15 protein-coding genes and 3 pseudogenes are annotated in these 20,417 nt (G+C 58.8%); 11 read left to right on the top strand and 7 right to left on the bottom strand.

Annotated features, from left to right (window positions below):
- Positions 1–28 precede the first annotated feature (28 nt).
- Positions 29–210, bottom strand: a pseudogene (locus OKW35_RS25250) (IS5/IS1182 family transposase); the annotation flags it as partial.
- 209 nt (positions 211–419) lie between these two features.
- Entirely contained in the window at positions 420–1,856 is a 1,437-nt protein-coding gene (locus OKW35_RS25255) for an integrase catalytic domain-containing protein (protein WP_429553445.1), read from the bottom strand.
- A gap of 95 nt (positions 1,857–1,951) precedes the next feature.
- On the opposite strand from OKW35_RS25255, the pseudogene OKW35_RS25260 reads away from it, so the two are divergent.
- Positions 1,952–2,638: pseudogene (locus OKW35_RS25260) on the top strand (IS5 family transposase); the annotation flags it as partial.
- 137 nt (positions 2,639–2,775) lie between these two features.
- Here OKW35_RS25260 and OKW35_RS25265 read toward each other — a convergent pair.
- Together OKW35_RS25265 and ehuB are read right to left on the bottom strand one after the other, a co-directional pair.
- A complete protein-coding gene (locus OKW35_RS25265; protein WP_429553446.1) occupies positions 2,776–4,230 on the bottom strand; it encodes an MmgE/PrpD family protein in 1,455 nt (484 codons plus the stop codon).
- A 77-nt stretch (positions 4,231–4,307) separates the two neighbouring features.
- Positions 4,308–5,162: an ectoine/hydroxyectoine ABC transporter substrate-binding protein EhuB gene (gene ehuB, locus OKW35_RS25270; RefSeq protein WP_429553447.1), complete on the bottom strand. Its 855-nt coding sequence runs from the start codon at positions 5,160–5,162 to the stop codon at positions 4,308–4,310.
- A gap of 1,025 nt (positions 5,163–6,187) precedes the next feature.
- Between ehuB and OKW35_RS25275 the strand changes: the two genes are divergently transcribed.
- Complete coding sequence (locus OKW35_RS25275; protein WP_429553448.1) at positions 6,188–7,519, top strand: EAL domain-containing protein; 1,332 nt, start codon at positions 6,188–6,190, stop codon at positions 7,517–7,519.
- Positions 7,520–7,533: 14 nt separating this feature from the next.
- Entirely contained in the window at positions 7,534–8,463 is a 930-nt protein-coding gene (locus OKW35_RS25280; protein ID WP_429553449.1) for an HTH-type transcriptional regulator ArgP, read from the top strand.
- A gap of 158 nt (positions 8,464–8,621) precedes the next feature.
- Here the strand turns inward: OKW35_RS25280 and ctlX are convergent, their stop codons facing one another.
- Both ctlX and OKW35_RS25290 read right to left on the bottom strand, forming a co-directional pair.
- Positions 8,622–9,575, bottom strand: a complete 954-nt coding sequence (ctlX, locus tag OKW35_RS25285; protein WP_429553450.1) for a citrulline utilization hydrolase CtlX — start codon at positions 9,573–9,575, stop codon at positions 8,622–8,624.
- A 58-nt stretch (positions 9,576–9,633) separates the two neighbouring features.
- Positions 9,634–10,713: an ornithine cyclodeaminase gene (locus tag OKW35_RS25290; protein WP_429553451.1), complete on the bottom strand. Its 1,080-nt coding sequence runs from the start codon at positions 10,711–10,713 to the stop codon at positions 9,634–9,636.
- Positions 10,714–10,934: 221 nt separating this feature from the next.
- Here OKW35_RS25290 and OKW35_RS25295 point away from each other — a divergent pair, with 221 nt between their 5' ends.
- A complete protein-coding gene (locus tag OKW35_RS25295; protein WP_429553452.1) occupies positions 10,935–11,366 on the top strand; it encodes an Lrp/AsnC family transcriptional regulator in 432 nt (143 codons plus the stop codon).
- A 274-nt stretch (positions 11,367–11,640) separates the two neighbouring features.
- Entirely contained in the window at positions 11,641–11,877 is a 237-nt protein-coding gene (locus OKW35_RS25300) for a DDE-type integrase/transposase/recombinase (RefSeq protein ID WP_429553453.1), read from the top strand.
- Positions 11,878–12,252: 375 nt separating this feature from the next.
- Here OKW35_RS25300 and OKW35_RS25305 read toward each other — a convergent pair whose 3' ends face one another.
- Entirely contained in the window at positions 12,253–12,957 is a 705-nt protein-coding gene (locus tag OKW35_RS25305) for a GntR family transcriptional regulator (protein WP_429553454.1), read from the bottom strand.
- Positions 12,958–13,291: 334 nt separating this feature from the next.
- Here OKW35_RS25305 and OKW35_RS25310 point away from each other — a divergent pair, with 334 nt between their 5' ends.
- The 6 genes and pseudogenes from OKW35_RS25310 to OKW35_RS25335 all read left to right on the top strand — a co-directional run bounded on the left by OKW35_RS25310 (position 13,292) and on the right by OKW35_RS25335 (position 20,252).
- On the top strand, positions 13,292–14,461 hold the full coding sequence (locus OKW35_RS25310; RefSeq protein WP_429553455.1) for a M24 family metallopeptidase: 1,170 nt from the start codon (positions 13,292–13,294) through the stop codon (positions 14,459–14,461).
- A gap of 89 nt (positions 14,462–14,550) precedes the next feature.
- A complete protein-coding gene (locus OKW35_RS25315; RefSeq protein WP_429553456.1) occupies positions 14,551–15,552 on the top strand; it encodes a succinylglutamate desuccinylase/aspartoacylase family protein in 1,002 nt (333 codons plus the stop codon).
- 109 nt (positions 15,553–15,661) lie between these two features.
- Positions 15,662–16,771: a pyridoxal-phosphate dependent enzyme gene (locus OKW35_RS25320; RefSeq protein WP_429553851.1), complete on the top strand. Its 1,110-nt coding sequence runs from the start codon at positions 15,662–15,664 to the stop codon at positions 16,769–16,771.
- A 66-nt stretch (positions 16,772–16,837) separates the two neighbouring features.
- Complete coding sequence (locus OKW35_RS25325) at positions 16,838–17,221, top strand: RidA family protein (RefSeq protein WP_429553457.1); 384 nt, start codon at positions 16,838–16,840, stop codon at positions 17,219–17,221.
- A 197-nt stretch (positions 17,222–17,418) separates the two neighbouring features.
- Positions 17,419–18,838: pseudogene (gene tnpC, locus OKW35_RS25330) on the top strand (IS66 family transposase); the annotation flags it as partial.
- A gap of 259 nt (positions 18,839–19,097) precedes the next feature.
- Entirely contained in the window at positions 19,098–20,252 is a 1,155-nt protein-coding gene (locus OKW35_RS25335; protein WP_429553458.1) for a porin, read from the top strand.
- The last annotated feature ends 165 nt before the right edge of the window (positions 20,253–20,417 follow it).

Below are 20,417 nucleotides of genomic sequence, written 5' to 3' on the forward strand. Positions count from 1 at the left end.
CCTGTCGGCCGCTGCAATGGAAGAAGCACCACTTCTGCATGAAATGAATCTGCAGCATCGTTGCGATCGGGAAAGGCGGTCGTCCGCTTTTGCCCGTCGGATAGTGTGGTTCGATTAACACAATCGCTTCGACCAAGTTACAACACAACGCATGTCATCGAGAAATTCCCGCTGGCGTGTGCGCTTGGATGACAGTTGGGCGGCGACAATTAGCTTGGCCGGCGTGTTGCCTCACGAAGGAATGTTACCCGAGGGATTGTTGTCGTTTCGCTTTCTCTCTTCTCTTCTTTCGTGGTTTGCCGGGCGCGGAACGCCCGGCCCCCGGCGACTTTCAACTTTTCCGCAGCTCACAATTCGGCTGGCGCATCAGCGGAATTTCGCAGGCCGCCCAGAATCAGTTCTTTTACGCGCTCTGCTCGTCATGCCTTGACCCGGCGCTGCAGCGTTCGTAGTTGTGCCTGACTTGCGTACGCCTCTGGAAACATCTCGGCCAACCGATCCATCAAGACGTTGGCCGGAACAGAGGGCTCTGCAATCAGCCACCCTTCGATTAGCGGCCACGCGTCGGCGAACGGATCCACTCGACTTCTCCACGAGTGCTTTGCCTTGGGTTGCTTTCGGTGCGTTGGACGTGCCTCACCTTCTTTCCATGCCGAAGCGAGGCTTGCGAGGAAGACGGCAACGTCCGATTCGCCCGCCAACGCCGCTTCAGCACGCACGCCGTGGGCCGCGAACTCGCTCAATGTCTGCTGAGCCGTTCGCATCTCCTGCAGCAGTCGCACAGGATCGAGGCCTTTGAACTGTGCCTTCAGTTTCTCTTTGATAGCGGGTTCAACGCTGTCATGTGCCAGAAGCCGATCACACGGCGTGGCCGGCGCTGAATAGATCTTGTGTACGCGTGCGCCGTCACGCGTCTTGGACTTCAGCTTGAACGAAGGCTGGAAGAAGTTAATGTAAAGCCGCGATGACGCGTACAGCTGTGCCAGCGCGTTCCTGGCATCGACACCGCTGAGCCGGCCATAACCGACCAGTCGCCGCACGACGGCGCCGTTCTTCTGTTCGACCCAAGCCTGATCGTTCTTCTTGTATGCCCTCGAGCGCGTCTGCACAAGATCGCGACCCTTGCAGTAATCGAGGACGCTTTGGTTCATGAATGCACTGTCATTATCCGAGTCCACGCCAAGCATCGCGAATGGCAGATCGGCAGCCGCCTTCTCAAATCCTTCGATCACCAGCATCTGGTTACGTACTCGCATGGCCACGCATTCTGTCCAGCCGGTGGCGATGTCAGTCAGCGTCAGGGTGTGGACCAACTCACCATCTATCTTCGAGCCGCCGCAGTGTTCGACCATGTCGATCTCGAAGAAGCCGGGTGGTGGATCGCGCCAGTCGGCGAAGGTCCGCACCGGGATGCTGCGCCGGATGGCCGAGCCCACCCCCGTGCGCCGTTTGCGCTGTCCATCGATGTGTGCACGCGCAGTGGCGAGCATGCGATCGATGGTCGCCGCGCTGACCTGAAGGAGTTTGGCCTTGACGACCGGGTCCAGGTCGAGATGGCCGTGCCGCTCCATGGCATCAATCAGCTTCGGGATCAACGCCTTCAGTCGCTTGCCGCAAACCCTGTCGGCTGCTTCCCACAATACCGTCAGCGCCTGGCGTACCGCCTCGTCGTACAGCCGGTTGCGCTCGCGCGTCCCCTTTGTTGCGCCGGGCTCTTCCCGTAGCAGCCGGAGGGCGTGTTTGCGGTGATACCCGGTCAGAGCCACGAACTCATCGAGAATTCTGATCCGGTCACCGAACGTCGCGCTGCCGTATCGCAATTGCAATGCTTCCACCAACTCCTTGCGTGTCGTCATGCTGATTTGTCTCGTCACCTCGTGCCGCTCCCGCCGGACAATCCGACGGGTAGCAAACTACGTGTGGCAACAGGTCAGCGCGAGTTGCAATTCTGATGAGTCAATGCGCTAAACCCATACTCGACGACGAACTGCGGGCACTCATCGAACCGTTTGCCCCCTTCCAAACCAAGACGAAGCCGTTATCCAGGGCGCAAGCCGCTCGATGAGCGTGCACTGCTCACGGGCATCCTGTCATCCTGCAAACGGGCCTATGCAGGGACTTGCTGCCGCGCGAGATGGGCTGCGGCAGCGGCATGAGTTGCTGGCGCTGGCTGCGGGACTGGCAGCCCGCCGGCGTCTGGGACCAACTGCATCAAGTGCTGCTCGCAAAGCTGCGCGCGGCTGACCAGATTGACTGGTCCCGTGTCGTCGTCGATTCTTCCTCGATCCGCGCAGTGGGCGCAGGTCAAAAACGGGACCGAATCCCACGGACCGCGCGCGATCCGGTTCAAAGCATCATCTCGTCACCGAAGCGCAGGGCATCCCGCTCATGGTAATCCTTACGGGCGCCAACCGTAACGATGTTGCTCGCTTCACCCACTGGGTGACGCTATCCCGCCCATTGCTGGCAAGCGCGGCCGGCCGCTTTCGAAGCCCCGCATTGTTCAGGGCGACCGAGGCTACGACCACGGCAAATATCGCCGTCCGCTACATGCAGCTGGCATTGCAACCGAAATCGCCCGCCGAGGCCAAGCCGCATTAGCGGATTGGGCAAGACACGCTGGGTCGTGGAGCAAACCATCTGTAAGCGGTCTTTGAAGGACACCCTTCCATCGCGCGGCTGATTCACAGAGGCTATCATCGGGTTAATGGTTTGCGATCATTCCACAAGGGTTTTCAATTGCTCAAGGAAACCGCGATCAAGGATAGCGGCGAACTACACCGCGCGAAGCAGGTCGGTAAGCTCGTTCAGCGTTCGCGATTCGTCCAGATGCAGTATTTTCTCAACAATCTGCGATCCCCGTTGGTCCAGACAGGTCCCCTTTACGTTATTGAGAAATTTTTCGACAACGTCTGCGTCACTGAGCGGCCTCTGCCATTCGCCGGGCGCCCAGCCAACACTTGCCGAATGGAATTCACCGTTTTTCAAAAAAGCAGTTACCGTCGACATGCATTGTTTTTTCTCTCCCCAGAACGCTGCCTCCGCCACCGGGTCGATTCCTACGTCCATCTTCATCATTGATCGAGTGATTTCCGGACTGTCGAGAATTTCCGGTGAGTACCACTCGCGGCCGGGTTCAATGGAGTGAAGTGCCATAGCCGACACGTATTCCACCGAGAATTGAGCATCCAGGGCAGATTTCGGCGCCTTGTCAGAAAACCATTCGACAATTCTGGCGAAGCAACGAATCCGAAGATTTTCCACGTTAGCTGGATCAATGCCATTTGCCTTTGTTATTTGAGACACCGCATCGATGGTTGTGTGAAGGAAAGCACAACTTGGAAACTTCTTGAGCATCACCTTTCTTGTACGCCAATTCTCGCCAAGAGCCAACGAAAACTGAGATGGATCGAATTGGTCGGATCCAATAATGCGTGCAAATCCTCGCTCAGGATCGCTTAACATTGCAAATGGACCAATGATATCTTGACGAGCACAAAGCGCGGCATCGACACCACCCAACGCCATCTGGCCGTAGTTTGCTTTCAAGGCGTGCGCCGGACGACCGTATTGAACGTACCAGAGTGGTATATTAGTGTTCGCTGCAGCGTGCCCCAAGGCAGAGCGGAATTGCTTTTCCGTTCCGCCTGAAACCACCATGGCGGCAGCACCAGCGGCGACCCCGTGCCATGCGTGATAAACGGCAAATCGTCGGTACGCTTCAGGGCTCGCGCGCGTCGCATCATGAACGCGAAGGCCCGCCTCATAGCCGGCAACAATTCCGGTGAGCAGTTGCTTGGGCGTGGCCTTCAGCCGCTCAGCTACAGCCAATGCCGCTGGAATGACTGTTGCACTCGGATGACCGCTCTCTGTGTCTTCGTAATCGAGAACGTCGGACAGCCACCCATTGATCTTTGCAGCGAGCGACGGAGGGAGCTGCACAGAGGTTCCGGGGACACAGCAGCCGTCATCTGAATTTCCAAATTCGTAGGCGGCTAGGATTTCTCTACCCAGTGTCGTTTGCGTTCCAGCGACGATGCATCCAATGGTATCAAGCGTGATGAGTTTGGCCATGTGAACAACATCGGCCGGTATGTCTTCGTACGCCAACTCGGAAAGAAATTGCGCCAGTACGCCGGCGTCGTGGTGATTCGCCTTGCTGGGAAAAAGAATGTGTTCCACACGCGACGCGGATTCGCTTTCGGGGGAGGGGTGGTCTGCCGCTTTCATAGCTTACCTTATAGATTGAAAGGGATGCTGTGGATCAGCCTCCGAACGTTTCGATCAGGTGCTTCTTCACCAAACCTTTACTTGCAGAGATCTGCCGCAGTCAGGTTCTCTGGCGGGAGATCCGTCTCCGAGAAGCCATACCGCTTGAGGATTTCCAGCATCTTGCCGCTTTTCCGAAGCTTCTTGAGCTCGGCGTTGTAGGCATCTCGCAAATCGGAATCGGCCGGCCTGAACGCAAGTGCAGGGTAGCCGTAGAGCGTTTTTCCGTCAGCGCTTACCGGCTGTGCGAATGGCAAAGCACGCTCGACGTTGCCGGACACTTTTGCCCAGACGCTGACTGTCGCTGCAGTTTCGACGATGGCATCAGCACGGCCAGTCGTTAGCGCGGCGAGTTCGGCGTTGGGGTCGGTGTAGGCATTTATCCTGTCTTTCGGAATGCCTGCGTCAAGCGCATGTTGATACTCAACATTTCCTCTGCCCGTTGCCAGCGTCACAGACTTGTCCTTCGCGATATCAGAATAACTATGCAGGTCCTTCGGGTTTCCTTTGTGGACCAGAAGGGCGTCGCTCATCTGGATGTCGGGGTTTCCGAAAGCAACAAGCTTGCATCGCTCCGGCTTGATATACAGACCGGCAGCAATAACGTCGAAGCGCTTGGATAAAAGACCCGGGATAAGCGCCCCGAAATCCGTTACCACCGCGTCGATCTTCGTAATCCCGAGCGGAGCAAATGCCGCCTTCAAGATATCGACGGTCTGTCCCTTCACGTCTCCATTGGCGTCAACGTATCCCCACGGAGCCCGGTTAAAAATCCCGACCCTGATTGTTCCTGTCTGCTTCGCTTTGCTCAAAACTCCCTGAGCATGCACTGCTGACGCCGCAAAAAGGGCCGCAATGACAGCGATCGTAGTCAAACCCTTGTTCAGTCTCATTCTTGGCTCTCCTCCGTGTTGAATAGCTACGTCTGATATATCAAGTATATCAGGTATAGCCGGGCTGTCAAGGGGACCTATGCTCGAAGCAAGCGCGTCCGCTCTCGGCTGCGGCATGCGATAACGACCGCCGAAACAGGCGGTTGCGCACGCATACTACGCCCTCTTGACATTCTAGGTATGCCAGGTACACTTTGGGAAGCTTGTGTTTTGCCAAGAGTAGAGTCGGACGGCATGTCTTACCCGGACGAGGGTTGTCTGTATGCGGCGCTGTCAAATCAGAGTCGGCGAGGGTTGACCCGATGCGGTGATTGCGCGGGGCCGGCGGCAAGCTTATGAGGCTCCGCCATCTTCAAGCGCTAGTGTGAGCGAGCGGTCGAAACAGTGTTGCACTTCAGATTTGAGGCCACCCTTGCCGCCTCGCACTAACGCAGAAGAAGCAGGAGCCAATTCGACAGCGGCGCTTTCTGCGGCGGCTCAACAGCGGCTCTAATTCCAGCTGAAGTCGATTTTGCAAGCTAGCCGATTGAACGGTGCTTGAAGGACGCCGTAGACTGTAACGTTAGGATCAGTAGTGACCATTTATAACGGCGGCGCAAAGTCGGATATGTTTGCGTCGTCGCAGACAACGGAGGCGGGCCAAAAGCGATGTTCTCTTTTTGACATCGGAAGGGGGAATGGAGCGTTTTCCACTCGGCCGAGAGAGGCATACCATGTGCCTCGCCGAGATTTCGTATGCCCGAGACTGAGGGCGAAACCAGGCTCCAGGCTGAACGCGCGGAGCTCGGTCGGTGCTACCAACAATGCGCCAGCACTCTATTCGTCGGCTATGGCTCAACGTCGTTGATGGTGGTCATTCTTCCATGTCTTCCATGTCCACTGATTCGTGGTTGCGTGGCCAGTTCTCTGTGATCATCGGAGACATGCAGGCCGGGAAACGGTGAATGCGTTTTCCGCGCCACGAGTGGCTACGGGACATGCAGTGAAAAGTAGTACTTGTGGATGTTTAGCATACCGAGGTGATTATGGAGCCGTCCGAAAACCCTGCTCATGAGTTGCGCAGATCCGCATCGATTCGGCTTGCCGGGCGGGAAGCCGATGATAGTAAGTGCGACGCGTGCAAGGAGAGTTTCGATGATCAGCGAAAGACGGAAGATCGTCCGGGTTCGTGCCAGCGGTCGATGCCCACTCAAATCGACGCGCCAGCGGAGCCTGCCGAGTCGGTCGTGGAGCTCTGCGTCGTCGCAACGATCGTAAATCTGCGCGAGATCGAGCAGGTGTATGGCGAGTTGACTGCGCTTGCCGTGCGGCATGTAGTACATGAGCGGGCCCGGGAGCTCTCACGATCAGGGAGGGATACCGTTGCAACAACCGGCGCGCATATCGTTTTTATCTTCGACCTGTCCTACAAGGGCAACGCGTCGGAGGAGTTACGCGGGCCCATCATCGAGCACCGGATAGTCAAGGTACTTGGCGCGCACGGCGTGCCACTGGGAGACGCGGCCGTCATGCCTGTAGTACGCGCGTCAGCGATGCGCTCTGGGTATCAACCATTTCAGGATTTCATCGATTCGGCAAACCTGGCGACTGTGGGCCACCACTGGCGTGAGCGTTACAGGGCCGATATGGTGGTAGCTGCTGCCGTCTTCGCGGCACTGGAGGAGAAAAGGCTCGATTTCGACCGGGAACCCGTCCGCACCGCCGACGATTCACAGGATGTTTTATATTACGAGGTACTGCTTTGCGAGATGAAGAATGGCCGACGGATGCGTATCGGTAGTCTCGTGGGGGCCATTGAGCGCCTGGGAATGGTGAGGCGGCTCGACGAATGGGTCGTCGACGCGACGATCGCCGCATTGCGCCGCAATCCTGCGCTTCAACTCGGATGTAATGTGTCCGCGCATAGCGCCACACTCGATGCATGGTGGACACCGATCGCCTCACAGTTGCATGCAGACAGATGCCTTGCTTCGAGGTTGACGATCGAGATCACGGAAACAGCCGCATTGACTTCGACGACAGAGGCGCGGAACTTCGTCAGCACGTTCCAGGCTCTCGGCTGCCAGATGGCACTGGATGACCTGGGGAAAGGCCACAACAATCTGACCGCCTTGATCGGGCTTGGCGTCGATATCGTCAAGATCGATCTGCGTTGCCTGAGACAGAAAGGCGGCACCCGAAGTCCCCTGGGTCTGCGTCCGCTCATCCAGTTCGCGAAGACTTACGCGGCGAGCGTCATCGTCGAAGGCATCGAGACTGAGGACGACGCGCGACAGGCGCGAGAGTGCGGGGCGACCTGCCTTCAGGGCTATCTCTATTCAGGTCCCTCCGCACCAGACATTGTTGCGGAACATTGACGAAACGGGCTTTCATGAAAGTGGGCGCGATGCTGAACATGGTCGAGCTGGAGACATTTGCCGCGGTGGTCGAACATCGCAGTTTCACGCAGGCGGCGGTTGCGCTGAACATCTCCTCTGCTGCAGTGACGCGACGCGTCAAGCGGCTCGAACAGTCGATCGGGGCGCTGCTGCTGATCCGAGAACCGGCCGTGATACCGACGAAAGCGGGCGAAGACGTGTTTCGTCATTTCATGACGGTCCGGCTTCAGGAAGATGAGCTGCTCCGGCGTGTCACGCCGGGGAAAGGGACGACAACAGCGCTTGCCCTTGCCGTCAATGCCGATTCGCTTGCCACCTGGTTTGAACCGGTCACACGTGAGCTGGCGCAACACCATGTGGCGCTCGAGATCGTCGTGGACGATCAGGACCATACGCTTGAGGCCCTCGCGCGCGGCGATATCAAAGGTTTTCTGTCCACCCAGCCGCAACCGGTTGTCGATCGTTTTGTGGCGGAACCGGTCGGAAAGATGCGCTATCAGTGCGTCGCCACACCGGGATTCGCCCGTGAACATTTCGCCGGTGGTCTGACCTTGCCGGGCGTGCTCGAGGCCTCCGCCATCCTGTTTGACCGGAAGGACGCCCTGCACGATGTGTTTTTCGGGTTGCATTTCGGTGTGACGGTCGCCCGGTACCCCCGACACTATTTTCCTTCTCCGGCCGCGTTGCTCAATGCGATCGTGGACGAGCTCGGTTACGGGCTGGTCCCCGCCATGCAGGCGGAACCGCTAATCCTTGGAGGCAGGCTGGTGGCGCTCGCCCCTGAGCGTGACCTGATGATCGACCTTTACTGGCATCACTGGGAGCAGGAGCCCGAGCCGCTCGCGACGATCAGCGCACTGGTCATGGCAGCGGCACGGCGGAGCCTGGTTCAGCCGGTCCGGATGGCAGGTCGCGCAGGTTAACGCTGCGTTGTGACTCGCCTACGCATGCCGTGAAATTGCTCTCGCCTACTACGTTGCAGGTCGCGCTGTGGCTGGCTTGTCGAGCGTTTCAGTGTGAGCACCCGGGGAAGAAGTTCTGGCGGATGCAATCGCGTCTCGATCCTGTCGCTGTGTCTGTGTCAAAAATCGGAAGCACATTGCGCATGACGTGGTATGAGATGGATGCCAGCCAGCATGCAGCGCACCGACCCGCCGGCCAGTTCGATCGTCGGGACGTCGAGCGGCAGGAGCCGCGCCGAGCGCTCGATCGCCGCGCGCTGGTCCGCGGTGAGGCAGTCGAACGCGCGTCGCGACAATGCGAGCATACGTCCGTCCTTGCCCGACAGCTCCAGCGCATTACCCGCGAAGTTGGCGACCTGCGATTGATCGAGCGCAATCACTGTACGTCCCGTTTCGGTCAGGCGGCGTGCGATCTCTTCGCGGCGGCGGCGATCGGCGATCAGGTCGAGGCCGACCATCGCGAACTCGGTTGCGACGCTCATCATCACGTTCGTGTGGTAGATCGGCCGGCCTTCCACGTCGGCCGTATCGAAGCAGATTGGCTCGAAATTGAAGTGCGTGCAGAAGCGTTCGAGGGCGACCGGATCGGCGCGGCGCGAGCGCGCGGTGTACGCGATGCGCGCGACGTGGTCGAGCACCATCGCGCCGGTGCCTTCGATGAACACGTCGTCGTATTCGAGCCCCGAATAGTCGATCACGTCTTGGACCCGGTATACCGCCTTCAGCATCTCAATCACGTCAGCACGCCGTTCGCGGCGGCGGTTCGGACTGTACATCGGATACAGCGCGATGTGTCCGCCCGGATGCGTCGAAAACCAGTTGTTCGGAAATACGGAGTCGGGCGTGTCGCGTTCGCCGTGGTCGTCGAACACATGCACACGCACGCCGGCGTCCGCGAGTGTCTGCGCGGCGGCGGTGACTTCGTCGCGCGCGGCGGCGGATACCGACGGCGCGGCGCCCGGGTCGGCGGCGCATTGGAACGCATTATCGGCGGCGGTTTCGGGGTTCGGCAGGAAGTGGTGCGGCCGGATCATCACGACGGCGGCCGGTGCCTGGATCGATACGAGATTCATGAACGGTAGAGGCGAGAGGCAGGGAGCCGGGCGGCGCGCAGGCCGCCCGGGATGACGATCAGCGCGCGAGTGTGGCGACGGCTTCGGTCACGAACGCCGCGTGACCCTGTGCGATCGCGGCTGGATCGTCGATCAGCGCGAACAGGTTCTTCGGATCGACGGCCGGCGGAATCAGCGCGATCTCGATGCCTGCGTTGTGCTGCTGCGCGAGCGCGTAAAGGTAGCGCAGCGCCGAGTAGTCCTCGAGCGCGAAACCGACCGAGTCGAACACCGTGACCTCGTCCGCGCGTTCGCGGCCGCTCGTCTCGCCCTGCAGCACGCGCCACAGTTCGGTCACCGGGAAGTCGGCCGGCATCTGCTGGATCTCGCCCTCGATGCGCGACTGCGGCTCGAACTCGACGAACACGTGGCTCGCGCGCAGCACGTCCGCTTCCAGTTCGGTCTTGCCAGGGCAGTCACCGCCGACTGCGTTCAGGTGCATGCCGGGCTCGATCATGTCGGCCGTGACGATCGTCGCGTACGCCTTGTCGGCGGTAACGGTCGTCACGATGTCGGCGCCGCGCACCGCGGCGGCGGTCGACGCGGCGCGCACGACGCGCAGTGCCGGATACGCGGCGAGGTTCTGCACGAGCTTGTCGGTTGCATGCGGATCGACGTCGAACACGCGGATCTCCTCGATGCCGAGCAGCGTGTGGAACGCGATCGCCTGGAACTCGCTCTGCGCGCCGTTGCCGATCAGCGCCATCGTACGCGAGTCCGGGCGGGCGAGCGCCTGCGCGGCCAGCACCGACGTCGCGGCCGTGCGGAGCGCGGTGGTCAGCGTGAGTTCGGCGAGCAGCAGCGGGTAGCCGGTGTCGACTTTGGCGAGCGCGCCGAACGCCATTACCGTGTGCATTCCGCGCGCGGCGTTGACGGGGTGGCCGTTCACGTACTTGAACGCGAATAGCGACGCGTTCGCGACGGGCATCAGTTCGATCACGCCGTCGCGCGAGTGGCATGCGACGCGCGGTGACTTGTCGAAGTCTGCCCAGTGCAGGTAGTCGGCGCGCAGTGTGGCGACGAGTTCACGCAGGAACTGCGTGACGCCGGTCCTGGCGATCAGTCGCGCGGTGGTGGGAACGTCGAGGAAGCGTGTCATTGGTGTATCTCCTGGGGTGAACGCGGCGAAAACTACCGCCCGATGGAGACATTGTTGCAAGTAGGGCGACCAGCAGATAGATAACAAAATCGTCAAATTTGTCGATAAGCTATCCAGAATGCTCATTCCGATTCGGCAACTTGATCGGTTCGCGCTGATCGAGCAGGGCCACAGGCGACATGCTTGCGGCTGGACGACATCTAACAGGAGCGACAGGTTCGATGGTTACTCTCGACGACGTAGATCGTCAGCTAATCGCGCTGCTGCGCGATAACGCGCGGCTGTCGATCGTCGCGCTTTCGAAGACTTTGCGCATCGCGCGGGCTACCGTGCAGAATCGGATCACCCGACTCGAGAAACACGGCGTGATCATCGGCTATACCGTGCGGCTGAAGCCCGCAGTCGAGCGCCACCGCATCCGTGCGCTTATGTCGATCACGGTGCAGGGCAATCGTGCCGCCGACGTCGTGAAACTTCTGCGCGGGCATCCGAACGTCGTCTCGATCCATAGTACAAACGGCAGGTGGGACCTTGTCGTCGAATTGCATGCCGATTCGCTGGAGCAATTCGATCGCGTGCTCGGCGCTGTTCGTCTTGTTGACGGAATCGCGAACACTGAAACGAGCATTCTCTTGTCGACGCACAAAGTTTGAACACGCCGATCGCACGATCAAGCGTCTATTGCCTGCCGCAACCGATCAGCGAGACGAGATGGAACGGATGCGCCGCGTTGATGAACTGCATTTTGAGTTTCCGTTCCGGGGGGGCGCGCATGATGGCTCATCTGCTGCGCTATGCAGGCATCAGGGTGGGGCATCGGAATGTGGACACGCTGATGACACACATAGCGTCGAAACGCTGTACTGCAAGCTGAACACGAGCCGCCGCGACAAGCAGTACAAGATCTAGCCGTAGCAGCTGCGGGGAATGGCGATCAACGGAGCTAATCAGGTGTGGGCACTCGACAGCAACTACATCTCGATGGCACGGGGCTTCGTGTATCTGATGGCTGCGGTGGACTGGGCCAGCCGAGAGGTGCTGGCATATCGCGTGGCGATGCTAGAAGCGATTAATGCGGTCCACGCGCTTGAAGAGGCATTCAAGATATGTCAACCGGAGGTCGTCAAGACCGACAGGTCAGCCAGTTCATCGAGTTTGCCTTAACCGAGGCGGTTCTGGATCGCGGCATCAAACTGTCCATAGACGGGACGGGAGCCTGAAAGGCTGTAGTTTTGATATCGACGCTGACAAGGCCGAACTCGCCAAAAAGCGGTTGTTGCGGTTCGAAGGGAGTCGTGTGGGAAAAGGTTGAAGTATTTGCGAGTTGCACGCTCGGAGGTACCGGCACGCAGATAGAGCAAGTTCACGTGCGAGGTGACGACGCGGTCCGAAGCTTCTTCTAGGCTCCGGCGCAAGAAGCAGTCGCCTAGGTCGAGGAAAAGATCTCGAGCGCGCGCTGATTGGCCGATTATGCGCAGCGATTCCGCGGAGGACCGCTGTGCAGCTTCCTCCTTGGTCCTACCGCAGCCAGCCGTAAGTTCACGGAGCGAGATCGATGGTACACGCTAACTGATCAAAGGGAGCCTGCACCACACCGTATACCGTTATGTGTGGTTCCGTGGTGATCATTCGATAGAGCCGGCGCAGCATCGGGAAGCCATTTGGTACGCCAAATACCTCTGCAACCTGGCCCGACGCAGGCGCGGCGTCGATAACAAGACGCGTATTTGTAACGTTGATGTCGTGTCGTTTCAGTGCATCAACGACGAAACGCTCACGGAATTCTTCGACAATTTCGTCGTCCAGTTCAGACGACACATATGTTGCGTCGTACATCCACGGCGCGTCTTCGAACAGGACGATCTTCCGCACGCAAAGCATGACCTTGTCGGGTGCGTCGATTGCACTCATCGTGGGATCGGAAATCTTTTCTCTCGTGACCGACATCGGCCGCACTTTGCTCTGAGAAGCTCGCCCCGGAGCGCGAAGATCGAGGTGATGAAGTAGCCGACGTTGCTTTTTGACATAGGTGCCTTTGCCTGGGACGGCGAAGATCATTCCCGCTGCTTGCAAGTCTCGTAACGCCCGTTTGATCGTGATCGCGCTTACCCCGAATTCCCCGCTCAGCATGGCCGTGGAGGGGATCGGTTCTCCGGGAACGTATATGCCTTGCGAGATGCGTTTCGAAATCTCCTCGCGCACGGACTCATGCAAGGATGATGAAAACTGCAGCGATTTGTTCAAACCCCTTTTCTCCCTCTGTTTTCCAGTTAGTTCGCCGGACGCGACTTTGATCAGCAGCTACTTTGCTTGGCATTCCAAGTATATCTGACTGCCACCAAAAAGGCACTCAGCCGTGTCTATTTCAGCTGCCCTATGTGGCCAGTCTGGCCATACGTGGCAGCATGTCGCAGCGCCGATGAGGGCTGGTTTGGAACTGTCCCGTATTTTTAAGGTTGCAACCATACGGTCCATCAGGTATATTAGGTATAGACGGAATGTCAGGTATATTGAGCCGTCGGATGCCTTGCTCATTCCCGGGTGGGGTCACTTACCGCGTTGAATGGAGAAGAAGTGGATGGCTATTTCCTTACCTGAGTGGCCGAGTCAAGAGGAAGTCGGGGGAAGAATCGAGCGCTTACGAGAAAACCTGGCTACTGGCGGGCTGGATGCGCTCGTTGTCACTTCCCAGCACAATTTCGAGTACTACACAGGCTTTCGCACACTCTTCTGGTTGTCGGACACCCGCCCCTTGTTCGCGGTTGTCCGACGCGACAAGCCAGGCGTTACGATCGTTGCCAGTCGGATTGAAGAGAAAAATGAGCACAACGGTCGCAATCCACGGGTCCGACCTGTCTTTTATGACGGCTTCACTGACGATGCAATTCGAGCCGTCGGGCAGGTCCTTAGCGAACTTCCCAGTGGATCCGCCATCGGGTTCGACTATGGTCGCGATATGCTCGGACGCGGCTCGGTGGCGCTGATCGACTCGTTGAGGGGAGAGACAAGCAGTTACCGGTTGACGGACGCAGCCGACCTCATCTGGACGCAGCGCATGGTCAAAAGTGACCACGAGCTGCAAGCCGTGAAAAATGCCTGTTACATCGCAACAACCGCCTTTTTCGAGGGGCTTCCTGATCTGCGCATCGGTATGACCGAATACGCGTTTGGGCAGCAACTCAAGCAACGGATGATTGGTCTCGGCGCGGATAGTGTCGATTGGCTACCTGTCAGATTTGGTCGCGGTGGCAGGAGCTACGCACAACCGAATTCGGGCGTAAGACTGGAGCTTGACGACTTCGTATGGGCCGACATCGGGGTTCGCCGAGCTGACCAGATCAGCGACCTTTGTCGCGTAGCTAAAGTCGGTAAAGCAACGGCGGAGCAAGAAGATCTCTATGGCTATGTAAGGGGAGTCACGCTTCGCTTAGCCGAAGGAATTCGCCCTGGGATGACGGGGCACGATGCCTTCGTCTTGTTTGAAAGACTTTGGTCCGAACGGCAGCTGGCACGCATTTCCAGTGCAGGTCGCGTGGGACATGGCTCCGGAATTGCGTTGACCGAACCTCCATCGCTTATGGCCGGCTCGACCGAAGTCATTCTTGAAGACATGGTCTTGCACGTCGAGCCAAAGCTGGAGGCAGCAGGCGGCGTCTTTCAAGTGGAAGAGGTATTCCGGGTCACGTCGTCGGGCCCCGAGTTCCTTAGCCCATTGGCCCCGGAGCGGCTGCCCATTGTAGAACTATAAGCGATCAGCCTGCGAACTACCGCGTCGCAGGCACGTGATTTACCGAGGCCCGCATCAACAACCGCTGATTATTCAGAGCACATTTTTCAATGAAAAGCCGCGTCTGGACTACGATCGACTTCAATGCACGAGGAGCGCAAGCTGATTTCGCGCGAGTTCCTTACTCTTCGGATACCTCTGCATACGGTTGGATCCCCGTACCGATGTTTTGCTTCAACGGCGGCGACGGACCGACGGCATTGCTTACTGCCGGCACGCATGGTGACGAGTACGAGGGCCAAGTTGCGCTTCGTCGCCTCGTACATGACCTCAGGAAGGGGCGGGTTCGTGGACGGGTGATCATTCTTCCAGCGTTGAACCAGCCAGCCGTGGCGGCTGGCCGACGTAACTCGCCCCTGGATGGGGGGAACCTCAATCGTTTGTTTCCGGGTGATGCAGCCGGGGGGCCTACATCCATGATCGCGCACTATGTCGCCTCTGAACTATTTCCGATGGCCGATGTGGTTATAGATTTGCACTCTGGAGGTAGCTCACTCGATCATGTAGCGATGGCGCTTGCTCGCCCGGGACGAGATGAAAAGCAAGCGGAAGATATCCGTCGACTACTAAAAAGTTTTGGTGCCCCGTACAGCGCGATGACCGCGGGAGAGGGCGGGGGGGCGAATACCACCCTATTCGCGGCAGCCGAGGAACAGGGCATTCCCGCACTAACTGCGGAGCTCGGCAGCGGATCAACTCTTTCGAAAGCTGGACTGGCGATCGCAGAAGGTGGCGTGCGCCGTGTCCTCAGGGACTATGGAATAGTGCCAGAAATCGATGCGCTGGAAGCAGGCGAAACGAAGCTGGTTCGTCTGCTTGGTCTGCTGGAGTCTATCTATGCGCCATGCGGTGGGCTCTTTGAGCCTCTTGCGGCACCAGGAGATGTCGTCGAGTGCGGCCGGCCGGCTGGCTTCATTCATGGACTCGATGCGGTGAACGAGCCGGTCGAACTTACGTTTCCGGCTGCGGGAATCGTGACGTTCCGTCGGTTCCCCACTCTCTGCTCGGTTGGGGACGCGCTGTTCGGACTGATGGCAGAGCCTGATCAATAGGCACTCGACATCAACCATCGTTCACATCAGGAGCGGTATCGCACGCTCCCGTTTTTTATCATGAGAGGATCGCGGAGTGGCTAGTAACCTTAATCCCAGAATCGACGGAATGCAGTGCATCCGGTGCGAGACAGTTCACCCTGTAGGCGATTACTTCGAAGGTTGTCCTTCCTGCGCGAAGAAGGGCGTTCCTGCGAGCGTGGCGCCTCATTACGCGAGCTTTCCCTCATCACTCGAATGGGACTCGATCCATGACTGGCTCTGTTACCCCGACGGCTCTGGTCTTGGCGAGGGGAGGACGCCATTGTCGAGCTTGCCGCGTCTCGCAGCAGAGATTGGCGTTGACAGTCTGCTTACGAAAAACGAATTCGCGAATCCTGCCGGCTCTCACAAAGACCGGATGGGGGCAACGGTCTCTCAACGCGCAGTTGATGTTGGTGCGAAGGCGATCGCGGTTGCCTCAAGCGGCAACGCTGGTGTGTCGATGGCTGCATACGCAGCTCGGGCCGGCGTCGAATGCGTTGTTGTGACGACCGCAAATATGAGCCCTAATTGGCAGCGCGCTATTCGCATGCATGGTGCCAAGGTTGTCATCGTGGATAGCGTTAAAGAACGTTGGACCTGCGTTGCGGACCACGCGGCCACCGGCGAGTGGTACCCAGCAACAAACTACAACGTGCCGCCCGTCGGGAGTAATCCTTTTGGTGTCGACTCGTACCGAGCAGTAGCACTGGAGTTGTACCTTCAGATGCGTGAGGCCCTTCCAACGGACGTCGTCGTGCCAACAGCGCGCGGAGACATTTTGTGGGGCATCGCCAAGGGTTTCAAGGACCTCCAGGAGACCGGCTTCCTCTGCGCAACCCCGAAAGTTCACGCTGTCGAGCCCTTCCCCCGGATTCAGAGCGCGCTCGAAGGGCAATCCACCGTCGGGCAGTTTCACGATTACACCAACATGGTATCGATAGGCGGTGACACCGTTACATACCAGTCGATGCAGGCGCTGAGGCTCTGCGGGGGATCAGCCGTCTCTGTTGACGACAATGACGTCGCATGCGACCAGGCCGTGCTGGCGAGGGAAGGACTATATCTCGAACTCTCAGGTGTCGCTGCGCTCACCGGTCTGCGCAAGCTTGTCGCCGAGAGGAAGGTGGCCCACGATGCTCGCGTCGTATTGATCGCAACATCACATGGGTACAAAGAGGTCGCGAACGCGATCTGATTCAACCGCAGTGGCCATATCGAGCATTGTGATTCAATCCAGCAACGCTAACTCGTTAGAGGAAAAATGATTGCCGAAATCCGCACAGACGCCGCCCCAAACGCAGTAGGTCCATATTCTCAAGCGATTCGAAGCGGCGAACTTCTGTTTGTGTCCGGACAACTGCCAATTGATCCGGCTACAGGACAATTCCCGTCGGACAACGTTGAGGAGCAGGCGCATCAGTGTCTGAGGAATCTGGCCGCCATAGCAAAAGCTGCGGATTCCAATATTAGCAAAACGCTAAGAACGACAGTTTTGCTGGCCGATCTCAGAGACTTCTCAGTGGTCAACGAGGTCTATGCGAAATACTTTGACGCACCGTATCCTGCCCGATGCTGTTACGAGGTGAAAGGGCTCCCGCGGGGTGCGAAGGTGGAAATCGAAGCGGTAGTCGCCGTCGGGACGTGACAACTCGGCGCGGCTCATTGAAATAGCCGTTGTTACCGTCCGGTGTTGCGACAGCTTATTGAACTATAGCCCTAGGCTCCGCAATTGGATTGCTGCGGGGGTGACCGACATGCGCTCCGGTTTCAATTCTCTGGCTGCGATGGTTCAGACGGTGTCGGAGAAAGACCCGCAGCGCGGGAACATCTTCCTCTTCAGGGATGCAGTTTGGGCGCAAGCCGGAGAAGCTCGATCGCCAGATCGAGCAGCTCGAACTGAGACTCGAAGACCTTCCAGGTCGACGAGGGCGCGGTTGCCGCCGCAACGGCGAAGAAGACGCGGGCACATCGCGAGTCACCTGTGCGACAGCCGATGCCCGGCCATCTCGAACGTGACGAGCGCATTCATCCGCCCACCGTGCAAGACTGCCCAGAATGTGGTGACACACTTGAGCCGCTCGGCGAGGATGTTGCCGAGCAGCTCGAATACGTGCGCGCGCACTTCCGCGTGATCCGTCATCGCCGCCCGAAGCGGGCCTGCTCGTGCTGCGACCTGCATCGCACAGGCCGCCGCCCCAAGCCGTCCCATTGAGCGAGGCCTGCCAGGCCCGGGACTGCTCGCTCACATTGCCGCAGCGAAGTTCGTGTATCACATCCCGTTCTACAGGCAATCGGTCATGTACGCGCACGACGGCGTCGAGATCGAGCCGGGCACGATGGGGCATTGGCTAGGTGCTCTCACATGGTTACTCAATCCGCTGGTCGACGTTGTGAGGCGCTACACGCTCGGCGGCAGCAAGCCGCCCACCGATTACGCCGTTGCCAGTGCTGGCTCCCGGTAACGGTCGCACGAAGATAGGGCGCCTGTGGGTCTACGTTCGCGATGACCGGTCGTCGGGTTCAAAGGAGCCGCCGGCGGTGTGGTATGCCTACACGTCCGACCGGCGCGGCGAGCATCCGCCGCAGCATCTGGCCGACTTCGCCGGTGTGCTGCAGGCTGACGCGTTCGCGGGCTATGCAGAGCTGTATCGTGGCGAGCGTATTCAGGAGCTGCATCTATGGCGCATGCAGCGCGCCGAAAGATCGGCGAGCTGCATGCGGTGCGCCCCAATGCCGTGACCGAGGAGGCTCTGCGCCGCATCGGTGCGCTTTACCGGATCGAAGAGCAGATCCGCGGCAAACCTCCGGACGAACGTCGGAGCGTGCGCCAGGCGCGGGCCGTACCGCTACTGGACGACATGAAGCGCTGGTTCGAGGCCACGCTCGCCACACTCTCTCGGCGAAGTCCGACACGACCAAAGCGATTCGCTATGCGCTCAATCGCTGGCCGGCGCTCGTCTACTACCGCACCGATGGACGTGCGCAGATCGACAACCTGATCCCCGCGCGCGCCGCGCGCGTAACCGCTCTCGGTCGCCGCAACTTCACGTTCGCAGGCCGCGCTCCGATACGGGCGAAGAGCGTGCTGCCGCAATGTACAAGCCTGATCAGCTCGGGACGCCTGAATGGGCTCGATCCCGAGGCCTATTTGCACTACGTCATCGAGCGCATTGCGGACCATCCGGTGCACCGTATCGATGAGCTACTCCTGTGGAACATCGCGGCGCGCCCGCCGGCTACCGCGAAGATCTCTCCCATTCGATCCAGTAGCCGGAAATACAACAGCAACGGCTCGTTTGCGTGGCTCCCCGTCAGGAAAAACCCTCAACGCTTTTTTGACGCGTTGACATGCCATGTATGCCAGGTATTGTTTACATCGTTGACCCCGGAAACGCGAGTGTCGCTACGACGTGATCTCGCGTAGTGGCTCGCTTCGGAGCCAACATTCCGTCAACGAATCACGGACCGGCCGCTCAACGGAGCAGCGGTCCCTTCCTCTTGCTACAGTAAAGAAGCCCGACATGAAAAAAACTCTAGTTGCTGCGGCGGTACCGCTGATGTTTTCCACACTCGCCCACGCGCAAAGCTCGGTAACGCTTTATGGGCTGTTCGACGTCGGCCTCGTCTATACAAACAATGCGGCAGGGCACAGTCAGTTCATGGCCACGAGCGGGAACATCAATGGAAGCCGATGGGGACTCAAGGGAAGCGAAGACCTCGGTGGTGGAGTCCAGGCTCTCTTCAGGCTTGAGAACGGCTTTAGCGCCATGACAGGTAGATTGGGGCAGGGTGGTGCGGAGTTCGGGCGACAAGCGTATGTTGGCCTATCAACGTCTAAGCTTGGAACGGTGACCATGGGGCGTCAATACGATTCAGTGACCGACTACACCTATATGTTCGAGGCCGCGGACATCTGGGCCCCGTATTACTTCGCGCATCCGGGCGACCTCGACAACGGCGCCGGCGGCAATCGAGTCAACAACGCTGTCAAGTACGCGAGTAAGTCGTACGGAGGTTTCACATTCGGTGGGTTATACAGTTTTGGTGGTGTAGCGGGGGAATTCAGCCGGAACCAGGTCTGGTCCGTCGGCGCCAACTACCAGCGGGGGCCATTGGCTGTGGGCGCCGCCTACGTTAATGCCCGCGACCCTAACTTTTCCTACTTTGGCAACAATCCGAACTCGAGTACCACCGCGTCGAATATGACTGCAAGCACGGTGTATTCGGGCTATGCATCTGCAAAGACAATGCAGATCGTTACGGCAGGGGTTTCCTACAAACTGGGGAAGGCGACGCTGGCAGGCATGTACAGCAATACACAGTTCAAGGATGTTGGATCTCTCGCGAATCTTCCCTCGGTCGGGGCGGGCGGCAGCGCAAAGTTTCACAACGCAGAAGCCAGCGTTACATACCAACTAACGCCGGCCTTGCTTCTCGGCGCTTCGTACGACTACCTGAAGGGATATGGGATCAACGAGGCGCATTACCAGCAGGGCGCGATAGGTGCCGTGTATCTGTTGTCTAAACGAACCGATGTCTTCGCCGACGTCGGCTACCAGCACGCTTCAGGCACGGATTCGACCGGGCACCCTGCCGTAGCCAATCTTACTAGCGTGTCCGCATCCTCGACATCCAACCAAGTTCTGGCGGTCGTTGGGCTGCGCCACCGCTTTTGAACCTCAAACCCACCCGAGGATTAGCTCGTAAGGAGCAGAGCTAGCTGCGGAGCCACACCGGCGAGGCGCATGACAGGCCCACCCAATCATGCGCCGGTTGCACCTCGGGTTTTCATTATATTGACATGCCTAGTATGCCGAATATACTAGGTTGGTGGGTACCCG

Source organism: Paraburkholderia sp. MM5477-R1 (assembly GCF_050436385.1).
GTDB lineage: Bacteria > Pseudomonadota > Gammaproteobacteria > Burkholderiales > Burkholderiaceae > Paraburkholderia > Paraburkholderia tuberum.